Annotated in this window: 13 protein-coding genes; 4 read left to right on the forward strand and 9 right to left on the reverse strand. The window is 42.5% G+C overall.

What is annotated here, in order from left to right; all coding sequences use genetic code 11:
- Positions 1-33 precede the first annotated feature (33 nt).
- The 3 genes from ACFSJE_RS01835 to ACFSJE_RS01845 are packed head-to-tail and all read right to left on the reverse strand — an operon-like array spanning position 34 to position 3,417.
- Positions 34-1,593 (reverse strand): FMN-binding glutamate synthase family protein, encoded by a 1,560-nt coding sequence (locus tag ACFSJE_RS01835; RefSeq protein WP_379829271.1) that lies wholly within the window; start codon positions 1,591-1,593, stop codon positions 34-36.
- 2 nt (positions 1,594-1,595) lie between these two features.
- On the reverse strand, positions 1,596-2,864 hold the full coding sequence (locus tag ACFSJE_RS01840) for an amidohydrolase (RefSeq protein ID WP_379829272.1): 1,269 nt from the start codon (positions 2,862-2,864) through the stop codon (positions 1,596-1,598).
- A 13-nt stretch (positions 2,865-2,877) separates the two neighbouring features.
- On the reverse strand, positions 2,878-3,417 hold the full coding sequence (locus ACFSJE_RS01845) for a DsrE family protein (protein WP_379829273.1): 540 nt from the start codon (positions 3,415-3,417) through the stop codon (positions 2,878-2,880).
- 136 nt (positions 3,418-3,553) lie between these two features.
- Here ACFSJE_RS01845 and ACFSJE_RS01850 point away from each other — a divergent pair, with 136 nt between their 5' ends.
- A complete protein-coding gene (locus ACFSJE_RS01850; protein ID WP_379829274.1) occupies positions 3,554-5,887 on the forward strand; it encodes an ATP-dependent helicase in 2,334 nt (777 codons plus the stop codon).
- Between the two features lie 149 nt (positions 5,888-6,036).
- Positions 6,037-8,274, forward strand: coding sequence for an alpha/beta hydrolase (locus ACFSJE_RS01855; RefSeq protein WP_379829275.1), 2,238 nt, complete (start codon positions 6,037-6,039; stop codon positions 8,272-8,274).
- Positions 8,275-8,277: 3 nt separating this feature from the next.
- On the opposite strand, the gene ACFSJE_RS01860 is transcribed toward ACFSJE_RS01855, so the two are convergent.
- Entirely contained in the window at positions 8,278-8,871 is a 594-nt protein-coding gene (locus tag ACFSJE_RS01860) for a hypothetical protein (protein ID WP_379829276.1), read from the reverse strand.
- Positions 8,872-9,245: 374 nt separating this feature from the next.
- On the opposite strand from ACFSJE_RS01860, the gene ACFSJE_RS01865 reads away from it, so the two are divergent.
- Positions 9,246-9,866: an L-threonylcarbamoyladenylate synthase gene (locus tag ACFSJE_RS01865; RefSeq protein WP_379829277.1), complete on the forward strand. Its 621-nt coding sequence runs from the start codon at positions 9,246-9,248 to the stop codon at positions 9,864-9,866.
- 51 nt (positions 9,867-9,917) lie between these two features.
- Here the strand turns inward: ACFSJE_RS01865 and ACFSJE_RS01870 are convergent, their stop codons facing one another.
- The 3 genes from ACFSJE_RS01870 to ACFSJE_RS01880 form a co-directional block, all read right to left on the reverse strand.
- Positions 9,918-10,787 carry an OmpA family protein gene (locus ACFSJE_RS01870; RefSeq protein ID WP_379829278.1) on the reverse strand — a complete coding sequence of 290 codons (870 nt, stop codon included), beginning with the start codon at positions 10,785-10,787 and terminating at the stop codon, positions 9,918-9,920.
- 96 nt (positions 10,788-10,883) lie between these two features.
- Entirely contained in the window at positions 10,884-11,885 is a 1,002-nt protein-coding gene (locus ACFSJE_RS01875; protein WP_379829279.1) for a glycosyltransferase, read from the reverse strand.
- Positions 11,886-11,897: 12 nt separating this feature from the next.
- Entirely contained in the window at positions 11,898-12,344 is a 447-nt protein-coding gene (locus ACFSJE_RS01880; RefSeq protein WP_379829280.1) for a type I restriction enzyme HsdR N-terminal domain-containing protein, read from the reverse strand.
- 28 nt (positions 12,345-12,372) lie between these two features.
- On the opposite strand from ACFSJE_RS01880, the gene holA reads away from it, so the two are divergent.
- Positions 12,373-13,374: a DNA polymerase III subunit delta gene (holA, locus tag ACFSJE_RS01885; protein ID WP_379829281.1), complete on the forward strand. Its 1,002-nt coding sequence runs from the start codon at positions 12,373-12,375 to the stop codon at positions 13,372-13,374.
- A 2-nt stretch (positions 13,375-13,376) separates the two neighbouring features.
- Here holA and ACFSJE_RS01890 read toward each other — a convergent pair whose 3' ends face one another.
- Both ACFSJE_RS01890 and ACFSJE_RS01895 read right to left on the reverse strand, forming a co-directional pair.
- A complete protein-coding gene (locus ACFSJE_RS01890; protein ID WP_379829282.1) occupies positions 13,377-13,754 on the reverse strand; it encodes a DoxX family protein in 378 nt (125 codons plus the stop codon).
- A gap of 104 nt (positions 13,755-13,858) precedes the next feature.
- Positions 13,859-16,270 (reverse strand): alpha-ketoacid dehydrogenase subunit alpha/beta, encoded by a 2,412-nt coding sequence (locus ACFSJE_RS01895; protein WP_379829283.1) that lies wholly within the window; start codon positions 16,268-16,270, stop codon positions 13,859-13,861.
- Between the last annotated feature and the right edge of the window lie 10 nt (positions 16,271-16,280).

Consider the following 16,280-nt stretch of genomic DNA (forward strand, 5'->3'; position numbering starts at 1 on the left):
GTTCAATTTTGAAGCTAAAGTATAATGTTTTTTTTAATTGGACTTACCTCCAAGATGGGAACAATCATAAAGTTCTTGCATGGAAGTAAAAGGAACCGCAGCTTTTTTGTAGCCATAAACCGCCTCAAGGTCACTGCTTAGGTAATCATCATCCACGTTCACTTGAATGTCGTTCATGGTAAACTGACAGGGATGTTCGTATCCCGCTGCATGGGTAATTTCCAAAAACTCTTTGCGAAAGGTCTTAAAATATTGGGCCAATCGGTCTGACTTTAATGGAACGTCGATGCCTTGCTGCAACCATTTGTTTTGTGTGGCCACTCCGGATGGGCATCGGTTGGTGTGGCATACCTGCGCTTGGATGCATCCAATACTCATCATGGCTTCACGGGCGACATTGATGCAATCCGCACCCATGGAAAAGGCCATGGCTGCTTTGGCCGGAAAGCCCAATTTTCCGCTTCCGATAAACACAATGCGTTCTGCCAAGCCCATATCATTAAAGATTTTATAGACCGAAGAAAACCCATACGTCCAAGGTAAGGACACATGGTCGGCAAAACTGGGTGGGGCCGCTCCGGTTCCCCCTTCACCACCATCAATGGTGATAAAGTCCGGACCTTTCCCTGTTTTCTTCATCAGGTTGGCCAATTCTTCCCACTGGTCCAATTTGCCAATGGCAGCTTTGATTCCCACGGGCAATCCGGTTTCGTCAGCAATGGATTCGATTAAATCCAAAAGTTCGGGTATATTACTAAAGGCTTTGTGGGTAGGAGGGGAGATGACATCTTTTCCAACTTCAACTCCTCTTATTTCTGCCAATTCATGCGTGATTTTGGCTCCGGGCAGTACACCGCCTTTTCCAGGTTTGGCCCCTTGTGAAAGTTTGATTTCCACTGCTTTGATACAGGGATTTTCATCCACTAGGATTTTCATTTTTTCCATGGAAAAATTCCCATCCCGACTACGCACCCCAAAATAACCAGTACCGAAGTGAAAAATCACATCGCCGCCTTGTTTATGGTAGGGCGAAAGGCCTCCTTCACCCGTGTTGTGATAAGCGCCGCACTTTTTCACCCCATTGTTCAAGGATTCAACTGCAGCTGCCGATAATGAACCAAAACTCATGGCCGATACATTGATTATGGAAGCGGGTCGAAATGGCTTCTTCCGTCTGTTGTATCCTCCAATGACTTTGGCACAGGGAACAAAATAGGGGTCTTTGGCATTCGGATGGCCTTCTGGAAGCTGATAGGCGATCATGGCATTCTTCACAAAAATGTGCTGATGCTTGTAGATGTCCCGTTCTGTTCCAAAGCCCTCATAATTGTTCTCCTTTTTGGCCGAAGCGTAAATCCAACTGCGTTCAATCCGGTTGAAGGGGAGCTCCTCGCGATTGTTGGCCACAAAATATTGACGCATTTCTGGTCCAATGCTTTCCAACCAGTACCGCAAATGCCCAACAATGGGAAAATTATGGCTTATGGTGTGCGCCTTTTGGAAAAAGATATCCCGAATCGCGACTATACATAGAAAAATCAATATCCATCCCCACCAAGGAATGTCGGCCAAAAAATCTAAAATTGAATCCATTATTACATGTTCAAATAATCCAACGTAAGCTGGGTCATAGCTTTCACGCCCAACAACAACCCACTGTCATCAATCTTAAAATCTGGTGTGTGGTGCGGAAAGGACTCAGTGGTACCGGGAGCCATTCCTCCCAAAATAAAGAAGAGTCCAGGCACTTTTTCTTGGAAATAACTGAAATCCTCGGCACCGGTAACAGCCTTAGTTAAAGTAACATTTTCCTTGCCGGCGGCTTTCTCCAAGCTGGGTAGCATTTTAGCCGTCAAATCCAAATCGTTGAACGTAATGGCCGTGGAAGTGGTGATTTCAATATCAGCATCGCCACCGTACGCCTTGGCAATGGCGGGAACCATTTCCATCATTCGGTCATTTAGCTTTTTCTGCATGTCATAATCCAAAGTTCGGATGGTACCAATCATTTCAGCACTTTCTGGAATGATATTGAAACGTACCCCACTGGTAATCTTTCCTACGGAAATAACCGCAGCTTCGTTTGTAAGTTCCGTTTCCCGGCTGATGATGGTCTGAAGTCCATCAATAATCTTTGCACTGATCAAAATGGGGTCAACTCCGGCCCAAGGTTGGGAACCGTGGGTTTGCTTCCCTTTTACATTGATTACAAAACGCTGGGCAGATGCCAATGCACCACCTGGCTTATATTTAATGGTATTGATAGGCGTTTGTGAATTGATGTGCAATCCAAAAATAGCATCCACATCAGGATTGGTAAGTACGCCTTCCTTCACCATTAATTTGGCGCCGCCTTCTTCTCCTGGAGGCGCTCCTTCTTCAGCCGGCTGGAATATGAATTTCACCGTGCCTTTTATTTTATCCTTGTTTTTGGCGAGTACTTCGGCCACTCCCATTAAAATGGCGGTGTGCGTGTCATGACCACAGGCATGCATCACTCCGACCTCGGTTCCCAAAAACTCTGATTTCACCGTGGATTTGAAAGGCAAATCATTACGTTCAGTGACAGGAAGCGCATCAATATCTGCTCTTAGGCCAACCACTTTTCCGGGTTTATTACCTTTAAGGATTCCAACCACTCCCGTGTGGGCCACTCCCGTCTGAACTTCAATGCCTAGAGATTTTAAGTGGGCTGCAATTTTTTCAGCGGTTTTAAATTCCCGGTTACTGAGTTCAGGATGTTCATGGATGTCGCGTCGCCATTCAATCACTTTGGATTCAACTGCGGCGATGTCTTTTCCTAAGTCTTGTGCGTAGATGGATGCACCAGTTGCGAGTAGTGCAAGAGCTAGAATTTTCTTCATAATGTTGTGTTAGTTATAGTTTCATTAGACGATATCCGTCATTTTGTAATTGAATCAGTGCGGTCATGGCCGAAAGTGCAATCTTTTCACCAGGAATAAGGCTTTCCTTGGGAACATTACGGGATTTTGAGGATTGACCACAAAGAATGATTTCAACGCCGTTATCCATAAGTTCCTGCAATAATTCTGCATTAGGGTTAGGAACTCCAAACCGTTTTTCATGGGCCTCATTGTTCATGATATTAGTCGTGGCACTACCATGAATGATCATTGCGGCTTTTAACTGGGATAAAGGAATACCGTTCTGTGCGTGCATGTTCAAAAATCGAGCGGCAGTATCTATCCGTAAATTTAATTCCTCAGGTGAATCTGGGCCAATGGCCACATCAAAAACAACCTTGAATTCTTCATTGATGTTGGTTTTAAAATCAGGGTTCTTTACTGGAAAGACTGCCCCGTAATTTTCTATGATTGGACCTGCTTTTTTCTCTTGGGACAGTGCTAAAAGACTGAAAAGCGCACATATCCAGATGGGGAAACGGTTATATTTCATCAATATATTGGGTTATGGCGTTAAATATATTCAATTCAAATCAAAACACCTCCGTGTTTATAAATATTGAAAGCTTGATTTTAGCATAAGGCCATTATTGGCTAATTTCACACTTACTTTTTAAAAATCCGAGCCTTTGAGTACTTTTTTGGACGAATTGAATGATGCGCAACGGGCCCCTGTATTGCACAAGGATGGGCCATTGATGGTGATAGCGGGTGCCGGTTCTGGGAAGACCCGAGTTTTAACATATCGCATTGCCCACCTGATGAACCAAGGAGTGGATTCTTTCAATATTCTGGCCTTGACTTTTACCAATAAAGCGGCCCGTGAAATGAAAAAACGGATTTCATCCATTGTTGGGGCTTCTGAAGCTAAGAACCTTTGGATGGGTACCTTTCACTCTGTCTTTGCCAAATTGCTGCGCTATGATGGGGATAAATTGGGATTCCCCAGCAACTTTACCATTTATGACACCCAGGATTCCCAACGATTGATTGCTGCCATCATAAAGGAGATGGGGTTGGACAAGGACATTTATAAATACAAACAGATTCAAAACCGAATCTCATCCTACAAGAATAGCCTTATCACGGTCAAGGCCTATTTTCAAAACCCTGAATTGGTGGAGGCCGATGCCATGGCCAAGCGACCTAGAATGGGGGAGATTTACAAAAATTATGTGGACCGTTGCTTTAAGGCCGGTGCCATGGATTTTGATGACCTTCTACTTCGTACCAATGAGCTGTTGACCCGATTCCCGGAGGTTTTGATGAAATATCAGGATAGGTTCCGGTATATTTTGGTGGATGAGTACCAAGATACCAACCATTCACAGTATTTGATAGTTAAAGCATTGTCAGACCGCTACCAAAATATCTGTGTGGTTGGGGATGATGCGCAAAGTATTTATTCATTCCGTGGCGCGAACATCAGCAATATTCTCAATTTTCAACGGGATTATGATGATGTGGCCGTATACCGTTTGGAACAGAACTACCGGTCAACCCAAAATATTGTAAAAGCGGCGAATTCCATCATTGCCAAAAACCGCGACCAGTTGGAAAAAGTGGTGTGGACTTCCAACGATGAGGGCCATAAAATAAAAATACATCGAAGTCCCACCGATGCAGAGGAGGGGAGGTATGTGGCAGGTTCCATTTTTGAGACCAAAATGCAACAACAGCTTCAAAATGGGGATTTTGCGGTGTTGTACCGAACCAATTCGCAGTCCCGCGCTATTGAGGATGCGCTCAGAAAAAGAGATATTCCATATCGTATTTATGGTGGACTTTCTTTTTACCAACGCAAGGAAATCAAGGATGTTTTGGCGTATTTGCGGTTGATTGTCAATCCAAAAGATGAGGAGGCGTTGAAACGGGTCATCAATTTTCCGGCACGTGGTATCGGACAAACTACTATAGACCGACTTGTTGTAGCCGCTAACCATTATGGGAGGTCCATTTTTGAGGTCATGGAGCATTTGGATAAGCTTAACCTGAACATTAATGCAGGAACCAAACGCAAGTTGGATGATTTTGTGACCATGATAAAGAGTTTCCAAATCATGAATGAAGGAACCGATGCCTTCACACTGGCAGAACATGTGTCCAAGAAAACAGGTGTTTTGCTGGAGTTCAAGAAAGATGGAACCCCTGAGGGTATCGCCCGCATGGAGAATATTGAAGAACTCTTGAATGGAATCAAGGATTTTGTAGAGGGACAAAAAGAATTGGTGGATGCCACAGGCAGTCTCACTGAGTTTTTGGAAGATGTTGCCTTGGCAACAGATATGGATAAAGAGGTAGGAGATGATGACCGAGTTGCATTGATGACCATTCACTTGGCCAAGGGTTTGGAGTTTCCATACGTGTATGTGGTGGGTATGGAGGAAGACCTTTTTCCGTCGGCCATGAGTATGAATACGCGTAGCGAGTTGGAAGAAGAACGCCGATTGTTTTATGTGGCCTTGACTCGGGCTGAAAAGCAGGCCACGCTCACCTATACGCAAAATAGATATCGATGGGGTAAACTCATCGATGCGGAACCCAGTCGATTTTTGGAGGAAATCGATGAACAGTATGTGGAAAACCTCACTCCGGTAAATGATGGGTACCGCTATAAATCGTTGATCAATGCGGATATTTTTGGAGAGGTTGACAAAAGTAAGCTCAGACAGATAAAGCCCACAAGTGGAACGCCACCCAGCACCCACAGACCCAACGAGCAACAATTGCGAAAGTTGCGGAAGCTAAAGCCAGAACTCTCCAGTTCAACCACAAACAACAATGTCATCGATTCCAATCTTGCCGAAGGCGCTTTGGTGAACCATACCCGTTTTGGCAGGGGCAAAATCTTAAAGATTGAGGGTGTAGGGAACGACAAGAAAGCTGAAATCCATTTTGAGCAAGGCGGCATGAAAAAGTTATTGCTTCGTTTTGCCAAGCTCGAGGTTATCGATAATGCATAAATCAATTTTAGGTAGCTTGGAAATGTATTCCCATAACCAAATCTCCTCTAGATCAAGGATGACGTAAAATATATTCCCAAGAGGGTAGGGGGCTGAAAAAATGTTTAAATTCAAGACCACTAAGTTTTGAATACCATACCAAACCCTCTATGAAAAAGTTATTTTCCGACCCAGTCTTTCTCGCCACTGTTTTACTAGTTGCATTACTTTTTGGTATTGCTGGATTCCATTTTGAATTAGGATTGCCCCCTGTTGTTGGAATGGTGTTCGGCGTCATTATTGGGTGGATGCTCTTGATCAGCCTAAAACTTCTCACTTCCTTGGCCAAACCGCTTTTCAAAATAGTATCCATTGGTTTGTTTACGACTTTTTTGAGCGGCTTGTTGACCTTGGTCATCTTACGGATGTTTGCCTTCCGGTGGCCTTCTTTATTGTTCTATCTACTTGCGCTCTTGATCTTTGTGTGTTGTGTGCTATTGACTTTTGGGTTGGAGAAAATTATCAAAAAAAGGAATCACAAGGGTTGGCTATTGGTTATTGCATCATTGGCAATTGTAGTATTGGGGCTCTATGGATTCAATAGTTTGGATGGAGACCCATACATAAACGATAAGCCTCAGACAGAGAGTAGCACAAAGATTTCTATGCTTTCAGAATCGGGATTGGAAGACCCTTCCCAGAAAGGACCCTTTGAGGTTGATATCTTTACATATGGCAGTGGAACCGATAAAAAAAGACCCGAATATGCAGGTGAGGTCAAGATAAAAACACCTACCATTGATGCATCCCTACTTTTACCCGACTGGAAGGGTAAAAAGAAAAAGTGGCGGGAAAAATTCTGGGGTTTCGGGGTTGAAAATTTTCCATTGAATGGACGAGTATACATGCCTAAAGGAGAAGGTCCTTTTCCACTAGTGGTTATGGTGCACGGTAACCATAGTATGATAGATTATTCAGATGCTGGTTATGCCTATCTGGGCGAATTGTTGGCCAGTAGGGGCTCCATTGCAGTATCTGTGGATGAAAATTTCATCAATGCCCATTGGTCGGGTGATTTCAGGGGAAAAGAAATGCCGGCAAGGGGTTGGTTATTGTTAAAGCATCTGGAGCAATGGAAAAAATGGAATGATGGCACTGAAACCGCCATCAGAGGAAAGGTGGACATGGACAATATTGTATTGGTGGGCCATTCAAGAGGAGGGGAGGCCGTTTCCATCGCGGCGGCTTTTAATGAATTGGAGCGATTTCCAGATAATGCCCAACAAACTTTCGATTTTAATTTTGGGATAAGGGGCATCATCACTGTTGCGCCAACGGATTATCGATATGACCGGCAAATCACTTTAAAAAACATCAATTATTTATCACTTCAAGGTGCCTATGATTCGGATGAAGTGAGTTTTTGGGGGATGCGACCCTACCACAGATTACAATTTTCTGATGATTTTAAAGGATTCAAGGCAGGAGTGTATATGAATCATGCCAATCATGGGCAATTCAATTCCACTTGGGGTCGGTCGGACTTTGGAGCCCCCATGAAATGGTTGTTGAATCTTAAACCGCTAGTTTCAGGCGAAGAGCAACGCCAAGTGGCCAAAGTATATGTCAGCGCCTTTGTGGAAGCCGTATTAAAGGGCAATACAAAGTATAAAAATATATTCAAAAGTGTGGATGGGGTAAAAAATTGGCTCCCGGAAGAATCCTATCTAAGTCAATATGCAGATGCTTCCAAGAAAATACTGCTGGATTTTGAAGATGATATTGATGTAACTACAGGTGGGGAAAATATTCAAATTAATGCCGAAAACTTTAAAATATGGCGTGAAGAGGGATTAAAATCCCGCGACAATGACGAACAAGAGAATAATGCGCTGGTTTTAGGGTGGAAATATGGAAGCAAGGCTGGAAAAGATTCGCTGCCACAATATCGAATACTTATTCCAGCTAGTTTAAAGGATTTTAGTACAATGGATACCCTGGAGTTGACCGTTGGTACAGGAAATATTTCTGAATTAAAACTTAAGGAGCAGGAAAAGGATTTCTCAAATGCTGCGTTCGATTTCAGCTTGGTTCTCCGCGATAGTCTTGGTAACAAAGCGTCTGTAGCTTTATCCAATACCACGGTCTTGCCTGCACCTATTCGGAGTAAGTTCACCAAATTCAAGTTTTTGGATAAGGACATGATAGGTGGCGATTGGGAAGTGCAATTAAAGAGTTGTTACATTCCGATTTCATCCTTTTTGAGCAAAAACCCCAATTTGGAAACGGCTAAATTACATTCAATCAGCTTGGTTTTTGACCGGGATTCCTTGGGGATAGTGGTTCTAGATGATATTGGCATCTATAGTGATGTGGAGGTAAAGGAGGAACCCGCCATTTTGGAATAAAAATCAGTCAAAAACGTATTCGCCATTTTCGATAGATATTGTTTGCTGGGCAATGGCCATATAAAGAGAATCTGAAACCAAGCTGCCGTTTTTGGTTTTCAGGCATTTCTCAAGGTCGTTTCCATCGCAACGTAAAGTTATCGTACTTTCTCCATTAGGAAAAGCTTGGGTTTCCTCGATTCCGCCACCTCGAATCAAATATGCACTTAGATGGTAACTATGGGGAGTCTTAGAAGGATCTTCAAAGCCACCCAGGATGTATGAAGGAGGCCCTAATTCGTTTTGGATGGTGTATATGCGATCATAGTTGATGGGATTACCATAGAGCGAAGTGGGAACAACTTTGTTGTTGTTCACGTAAAGGCCAATGTTTTTAATAGGAAAGTCATTTTTACCCGTATTCCAAGAAAACACACCAAATTTCTTGTCGTTGGACAGAACAAATGAAAAAGCATGCTTCTTTTTGGGGAGATAGGCCTGGATTTCATTTAAAATTTGGGTATTGGTAATATTGCGCTCAATGGTTTGTCTGATTTGCTCATTCGTTGAAACAATCGACTCTTGAAGATTAGTACCATTTTGTTTTGTGTTTGCCATTTTCGCAAAGAGATGGTCCAATTGATCTACAATTGCTTTCCCACTATCTAATTCTTCCTTGTGTTGATTTTGCCCTTGAAAAGTGCAGTTTATGAACATTGGAAATAAAAGAACGAGGGCTATATTTCTTGTGATTTGTATGAATTTCATTTTGAAATTAAATTGGGTTATGGGCAAAGCTGTTGTTTTCTTTTCTATTCGAACGCCTCAAATGCATGAATGCCCATTTTCAATTGATGTATTCTTGTTTTTGGTGGAGATGATGGAATAACGAAAGGTTGGCTATAAATATTACTTTTAACATTTTCTCTTGATTTCTATCATGCGCCATGCGGGTAATCTTCTTTACTTTGTAGTGTTATTGGTAAAGAGAAATGGCGGAATTCATAAAACTTTACGAGGAAAATCCAAATGCGAGGCAAATTGAAAAGATTGGCAATGTGCTTCGGAAGGGAGGTCTTGTTATCTATCCTACAGATACGGTGTATGGTTTGGGATGCGATATTACCAATTCCAAAGCATTGCAACGGATAGCTCGCATTAAAGGAGTGAAACTCGAAAAGGCCAATTGGTCTTTTGTATGTGCGGATTTAAGTAATTTATCGGACTACGTGCGACAGATTGATTCTTCCACGTTCAAGATTTTGAAACGGGCCTTACCAGGGCCGTACACCTTTATTTTGCCTGGGAATAATAACCTCCCAAAAGATTTTAAAAAGAAAAAAACGGTGGGTATACGTATCCCTGATAATAATATCGCCAGAGCATTGGTATCCGAATTGGGCAATCCCATTGTTTCCACTTCAATTCATGATGAGGATGATATTTTGGAATACACCACGGATCCAGAATTGATTTTTGAGAAATGGCAGAATTTGGTGGATGTAGTGATAGATGGGGGGTATGGAGATAACGTAGCCTCAACGGTGATTGACCTTTCTGAAAGTATTCCAGAAGTAGTTCGGGAAGGAAAAGGAAGTCTAGACATATTTTAGCATAAAAAAAGCGGCCTTTTGGGCCGCTTTTCAATTTATACTTTATCAGGTTTACTGACCACCACCAATTGCAGGGTCTTTCATACCTTCTTCAATCATGTTGTAGAACTGATCGATTTTTGGAAGTACCACAATACGGGTTCTTCTGTTTTTAGCTCTATCAGCAGAAGTGTCATTGCTTACAAGTGGCACATAGTAGCTACGTCCTGCAGCAGTCATTCTAGCTGGATCTACACCAAAGTCATTTTGAAGGATTCTAACAACAGAAGTTGCTCTTTTTGCACTCAAATCCCAGTTGTCCAATAGGACACCGCTGCGATAAGGTACGTTGTCTGTGTGACCTTCAACCATAAATTCAAAATCAGGCTTGTTGTTAACCACCTTGGCTACTTTACCCAATACTTCTTTTGCAGCACTGGTTACGTTGTAGCTTCCGCTTCTAAACAACAACTTATCAGAGATGGAAACGAATACAACGCCTTTTTCAACGCTGATTTCGATGTCTTCATCATCCAAGTTGCCCAACACACCTTTTAAGCTCTGTACCAAAGAAAGGTTTACAGAATCTCTACGGGTAACGGCATCTTGCAATTTTCTGATGGTAAGGTCTTTTTCTTTAAGACTTTCCAAAGATTTCTCAAGGTTTTCGGCACCTTTAGTGGTAAGCGTTGTCAAGTTACCCATGTTGTTGATGAGTTCTTGGTTGTTCGCTTTCAAAAATGCGTTTTGGTCTTCGAGGGTTTTTAATCTTGAATCTGCAGTGGCTTTTTCTTCCAAGCAGTCGTTAAGTTTAACGGTTGCAGAGTTCAATAAATCTTGGGTTTCTTTCTGTTTGGCTTCAAGCTCAGCGTATTTTTTTTGAGATACGCATGATGATAATAAAATGGCCATAGCCAATGTTCCTAGAAAAACTTTTTTCATAGTTCAGGGTATAATTTAAGGATTGTTAGATATATCAATGTTAAAATTTGTCGACCAAAATTAGAGAAAAAGCAAATTTTCTAAATTTCGGTATAGTTAATCTTTTACTAAAATGTTAAAATTCTTTACTTGATTTACGAAATGCGACCAGACTATGGATGTCGTAGTATAGTACTTTAATAAAAAATTAGCTTTTTCCCGCTTCTTGTAAAGTGCCCTAAAGTTACCATAAAAACTGATATGTGCCCGCAGAATGGCCCAACAATGTGCAAACTTCAATTGAAAAACAAATCGCAAGGCTGCGATGCCGTCCAATAATAGTCGCAAGAAGATAATTGGGAAGGCCTTTTTTGTTGGTAGGTTTTTGGTGATGGAGTACAATGAGTTCCTGAAATTGAGAAAAGTCTTTTTAGGATTCATGTTACTCAGGGTTGAACCCCCAAGATGAAACACATGGCTTTTTCCGACATAAAGAACCTTGTGCCCCGCATTTTTTGCGCGCCAGCATAGGTCCACTTCTTCTTGGTGGGCAAAATAGTCCTCATCAAACCCGCCAAGGGAATGGAACAATTCGCTTTTTATGAACATGCAGGCCCCGGTTGCCCAGAAAATCTCAATCACATCATCATATTGTCCTTTGTCTTTTTCCAAAGCCTGAAATATTCGGCCTCTGCAAAACGGATAGCCAAGCATATCGATGAAACCACCAGCCGCCCCGGCATATTCAAAATAGTCTTTGTTCTTTAGATCTAATATTTTAGGTTGGATGATTGCGGCTTCAGGATATATTGAAAATGCTTCTCGAATTGGTCCCAGCCAATTTGGGGTGACCTCCACATCAGAATTCAGCAGACAAAATACATCAGCTTGAATGTGTTTTAAACCATCATTATACCCTTTGGCAAAACCTCCATTCCCCGAATTTTGAACAATTCCGATTTCAGGATATTCACTTTTTAGAAAGGCTACGGAATTATCGGTACTGGCATTGTCCACCACATAGATATCCGCTCCAGTGGAGTAGGCCATGACAGAGGGAAGGAACTGTTTTAGCAAGGATTCCCCGTTCCAGTTGAGTATGACTACGGCGATTTTCAAAACGAGGGCAAATTAACGGCTAAAATCAGGAATATCCTTCAAAAACGTATATTTTTCATTTTCATGGTCCATTTGGCAGTAGTAATGTTCCAAGCCGTTGGTCACCATAAGGTATTCGGATTTCAATTGATAATTGTAGCGGGCAATTTGGTCAAAAGTGGTCTGTACTATTTTCACCTCTGGGGCTTTGCATTCCACCAAAAGAAAGATGGAACCGTCTGGATTAAAAACCACAATATCATATCGTTTCTTTAACCGGTTGACCATCAACTGCTTTTCCACATTAATGAGACTCTTGGGATAATTTCTAGTGAATATTAGAAAATGCAATACATGTTGCCGCACCCATTCTTCAGGTTGCAGCAAAACAAATTTTTTGCGGATGCCGTCAAAAATGTAGCGCCTATTTTGGCTATTTTTGAGTCGAAACGAATACGCTGGAAAGTTCAAGGATTGCATTGAACAAAATTGATGATTTTTTTTCGGAATGGACAAGGTAAAGGAAATAGTTGCGAATATTGATGCGGGAAAGCCAAAACCCATCTACTTTTTAATGGGGGAGGAGCCGTATTATATTGACAAGATTTCGCAATATATCTCGGACAATGTGCTTACTGAAGATGAAAAAGGATTTAATCAAATGGTGCTTTATGGGCGGGATACCTCTGTGGATGAGGTGATTTCAAATGCCAAACGTTTCCCCATGATGGCCGAACATCAGGTGGTCATTGTCAAAGAGGCTCAAGACCTTTCCCGGACCATTGAGAACTTCACCTCCTATGTTGAACATCCACAGCCCACTACCATTTTGGTGATTTGTTACAAGTACAAGAAATTGGACAAGCGTAAAAAGCTCTACAAAGCCGTTCAGAAGAATGGGGAGCTTTTTGAGAGTAAAAAGCTGTATGAAAACCAGGTGGCCGAGTGGATTCGTAGAACGCTGAGCAGTAAAAATTATAGGATTTCGCCCAAAGCGTGTGTACTGCTTGTGGAATTTTTGGGGACGGATTTGGGGAAAATCAATAATGAGCTCACCAAATTGACCCTAGTGGTTCCTGCGTCAACGGAGATTACCCCAGAATTGATAGAGCAACATATCGGGATCAGTAAGGACTTCAACAATTTTGAGTTAAAGAAGGCTATTGGGGAGCGAGATGTGCGCAAGGCATCCCAGATTCTCGACTATTTTGCCCAAAACCCCAAAGACAATCCTTTTGTAGTGACGGTAACCTTGTTGAATACCTTCTTTACCCAATTATTACAATACCATGGCCTCAAAGACCATTCTCCAGGCAATGTGGCCAAAGTGCTGGGTGTGAATCCGTATTTCGTAAAAGAGTATACCGTTGCCGCCCGAAATTACCCCATGAAGCGTGTCAGTGGCATCATTTCAAGTTTACGGGAGCTGGATTTAAAGGGCAAAGGTGTAGGCGCCAATAACATGGCACAATCAGAACTTCTTAAAGAATTACTTACCGAAATAATTTAAGATTACTTTTTATCCACGCTGTATTTACCGGGACCCAATAAGAAAACAACCAAGAAAATCACGAAAAAGAGCAATGCTTTTTCCTTGGTGCCAAATGGGTCTGCACTGTGAATAACAAAGGCAGCGATAAACATGGTGAATGCTGTTGGAATTGCGGCCCACCGCGTTTTAAACCCGATAATCATAAGCACAGGGCAAAGGAATTCGGCAATAACGGTTAAAAATAGAGTAGGAGCTTGACCTATCCCAAACGGGTTGGCAAACTCGGTATTTCCATTGATTAGGTTAAGAAGTTTTGGGTATCCATGGGTGATCATAAATGCGGAGGGAGCTATTCTTAATATGGCCAAACCCAAGTGGACTAAAGCATTATTTTTCATGTAGGGGAATTTTTAGTTCACGTGAAATTAGGAATAATGTCTTAATGACCATTAAAATAATTGATGAAATATGGTTCTCAATTGACATTTTCGTTGAAAATCAATTATCTGAGGCTTGGATAGGATTTTGGGTTGGCCTCATGCATGATTTCATATACTTTTTCAAAAATGTCCTCTGCATTGGGTTTGGAAAAATAGTCACCGTCCGAAGCATAGGCCGGTCTGTGGGCTTTTGCAGTGAGTGTTCTTGGGGCGCTGTCCAAATAGCGATATCCTTTTTGGTTTTCCAAGACCTCTTGCAAGAGATAGGCAGAACATCCACCAGGGACATCTTCGTCCACGATTAGGAATCTATTGGTCTTTTTCAAGCTTTTTACCACATCATGTTCCAAATCAAAAGGTAATAAGGACTGTGCGTCGATAACCTCGGCATCAATACCTACTTCCAAGAGGTCTTGCGCCACTTTTTCCACGATCCGTAGCGTGGAGCCATACGAAAGTATCGTAATGTCTGTACCCTTCTTTAAGGTTTCCACTTTCCCAATTGGAGTGCAAAATGCGCCAAGATTGGCAGGCTTTTTCTCTTTTAAACGATACCCGTTTAAACTTTCGATGATGAGGGCAGGTTCATCGCTTTTCATCAACGTGTTATAAAAACCAGCGGCCTGCGTCATATTTCTGGGTACCAAAATGTACATTCCCCGCAATAGGCTTATCAAGCCGGCCATGGGAGACCCCGAATGCCATATACCTTCCAGTCGATGACCTCGCGTGCGCACAATAAGTGGAGCTTTTTGTTTACCAACTGTCCGGTACATCAAGGAAGCCAAATCATCACTTAGGGTTTGAATGGCATAGAGGATGTAGTCCAAATATTGGATTTCTGCGATAGGCCTCAAGCCCCTAAGAGCAAGCCCAACACCTTGTCCAATTATCGTGGTTTCCCGTATCCCTGTATCGGCAACACGCATGTCGCCAAATTTCTTCTGAAGTCCTTCCAGCCCTTGGTTTACATCACCGATGTTTCCTGTATCCTCCCCAAAGACCAAGGCTTCCGGGTATTTTGTGAAAAGGGCATCAAAATTATCCCGTAGAATAATCCGTCCATCAACCTCTTCCATATCTTCTGAATAAGATGGTGCAACGGGAGCTATCTTGGTTGCCTTGCTAGGTAATTCGCTGTATAAATGGGAACTGTATTTAGGCTGGGTGTTCGCCATGAATGTATTGATCCATTCCTGGAGCTGTTTCTTTTCTGGGGTTGATTCTCCCAAAAGATACCGCAATGCACTTCTGGATTTGGAGGCCAAATCTTTTTTCAGTGGCTCTTCGATGGCGATTAAATCATTCTTGATTTTAGTGATGAAGGAGCGATTTGGACTTTTTCCGGCAACACTGTCCAACAACTGAACGAGTTGTTTTTTGGCTTGAAGGTGCGGTTTCAAGAACTCGTTCCAGGCTTCTTTCTTGGCCGAACGCACTTTGTGCTTGATTTCACGCTCCAATTTTTTAAGCTCTTCCTCCGTACTGATGTTGTTTTCAAGAATCCACTCGCGAAATCGTTTATTGCAGTCATTTTCGCGTTCCCATTCCAAACGTTCTGGTGATTTATAACGTTCGTGGGAGCCTGAAGTGGAATGCCCTTGGGGTTGGGTCAGTTCGGTGACATGAATCAGGACAGGGACATGATTTTCCCGGGCAATGTCCGAAGCATTTTCAAAAGCATGGATAAGACCTGTGTAATCCCATCCTTTGATTTTTAAAATTTCAAAACCTTCTTTATCCTCAGTACGCTGAAATCCTTTCAACGCCTCGGAAATATTTCCTTTGGTGGTATGGAACTCAGAAGGAACGGAGATTCCGTATTCATCATCCCAGATACATATTACCATGGGAATTTGCATCACACCAGCCGCATTCATGGCCTCAAAAAAGTGGCCTTCACTCGTGCTGGCATTTCCGATGGTTCCCCAAGCCACTTCATTTCCATTTTTGGAAAAATTGGTTTGGTCTATTCCCTTGACGTTTCGGTATATTTTTGATGCTTGCGCCAATCCTACCAATCGCGGCATTTGCCCAGCGGTACAGGAAATATCAGCGCTACTATTCTTTTGTTGGGTAAGATCTTTCCAAGAACCATCTTCGTTGAGGCTGTGCGTTACAAAATGGCCTCCCATCTGCCGTCCAGCACTCATAGGTTCCTTTTCCAGGTCGGTTGTGGCGTAAAGTCCGTGGAAGAATTCTTTTGGGTTTAGATAGCCGAGGGCCATCATGAAAGTTTGATCGCGGTAGTAGCCACTCCTAAAATCACCATCTTGAAAAGCCCTTGCCATAGCCAACTGGGGAAGTTCTTTTCCATCACCAAAAATCCCGAATTTGGCCTTGCCGGAGAGCACTTCACGTCTACCCATCAAACTACATTCCCGGCTAGTGACAGCAGTCTCATAATCTTGTAGAATCTGCGATTGAAAGTCTGCAAAGGAAATGTCGTTGCTCGTACTCGGGTCAGGTTTCATGTAGGCTATA

Origin of the sequence: Flagellimonas iocasae (assembly GCF_042682725.1) — a bacterium.
Taxonomy (GTDB): Bacteria; Bacteroidota; Bacteroidia; order Flavobacteriales; family Flavobacteriaceae; genus Flagellimonas; species Flagellimonas iocasae.

Bases quoted from the DNA above. Each gene is read 5' to 3' on its own strand.
- ACFSJE_RS01845 (WP_379829273.1), bottom strand. From the start codon at position 3,417: ATGAAATATAACCGTTTCCCCATCTGGATATGTGCGCTTTTCAGTCTT.
- ACFSJE_RS01835 (WP_379829271.1), bottom strand. From the start codon at position 1,593: ATGGATTCAATTTTAGATTTTTTGGCCGACATTCCTTGGTGGGGATGG.
- ACFSJE_RS01895 (WP_379829283.1), bottom strand. From the start codon at position 16,270: ATGAAACCTGACCCGAGTACGAGCAACGACATTTCCTTTGCAGACTTT.
- ACFSJE_RS01870 (WP_379829278.1), bottom strand. From the start codon at position 10,787: ATGAAAAAAGTTTTTCTAGGAACATTGGCTATGGCCATTTTATTATCA.
- ACFSJE_RS01855 (WP_379829275.1), top strand. From the start codon at position 6,037: ATGAAAAAGTTATTTTCCGACCCAGTCTTTCTCGCCACTGTTTTACTA.
- ACFSJE_RS01865 (WP_379829277.1), top strand. From the start codon at position 9,246: ATGGCGGAATTCATAAAACTTTACGAGGAAAATCCAAATGCGAGGCAA.
- ACFSJE_RS01840 (WP_379829272.1), bottom strand. From the start codon at position 2,864: ATGAAGAAAATTCTAGCTCTTGCACTACTCGCAACTGGTGCATCCATC.
- holA (WP_379829281.1), top strand. From the start codon at position 12,373: ATGGACAAGGTAAAGGAAATAGTTGCGAATATTGATGCGGGAAAGCCA.
- ACFSJE_RS01880 (WP_379829280.1), bottom strand. From the start codon at position 12,344: ATGCAATCCTTGAACTTTCCAGCGTATTCGTTTCGACTCAAAAATAGC.
- ACFSJE_RS01860 (WP_379829276.1), bottom strand. From the start codon at position 8,871: ATGGCAAACACAAAACAAAATGGTACTAATCTTCAAGAGTCGATTGTT.
- ACFSJE_RS01890 (WP_379829282.1), bottom strand. From the start codon at position 13,754: ATGAAAAATAATGCTTTAGTCCACTTGGGTTTGGCCATATTAAGAATA.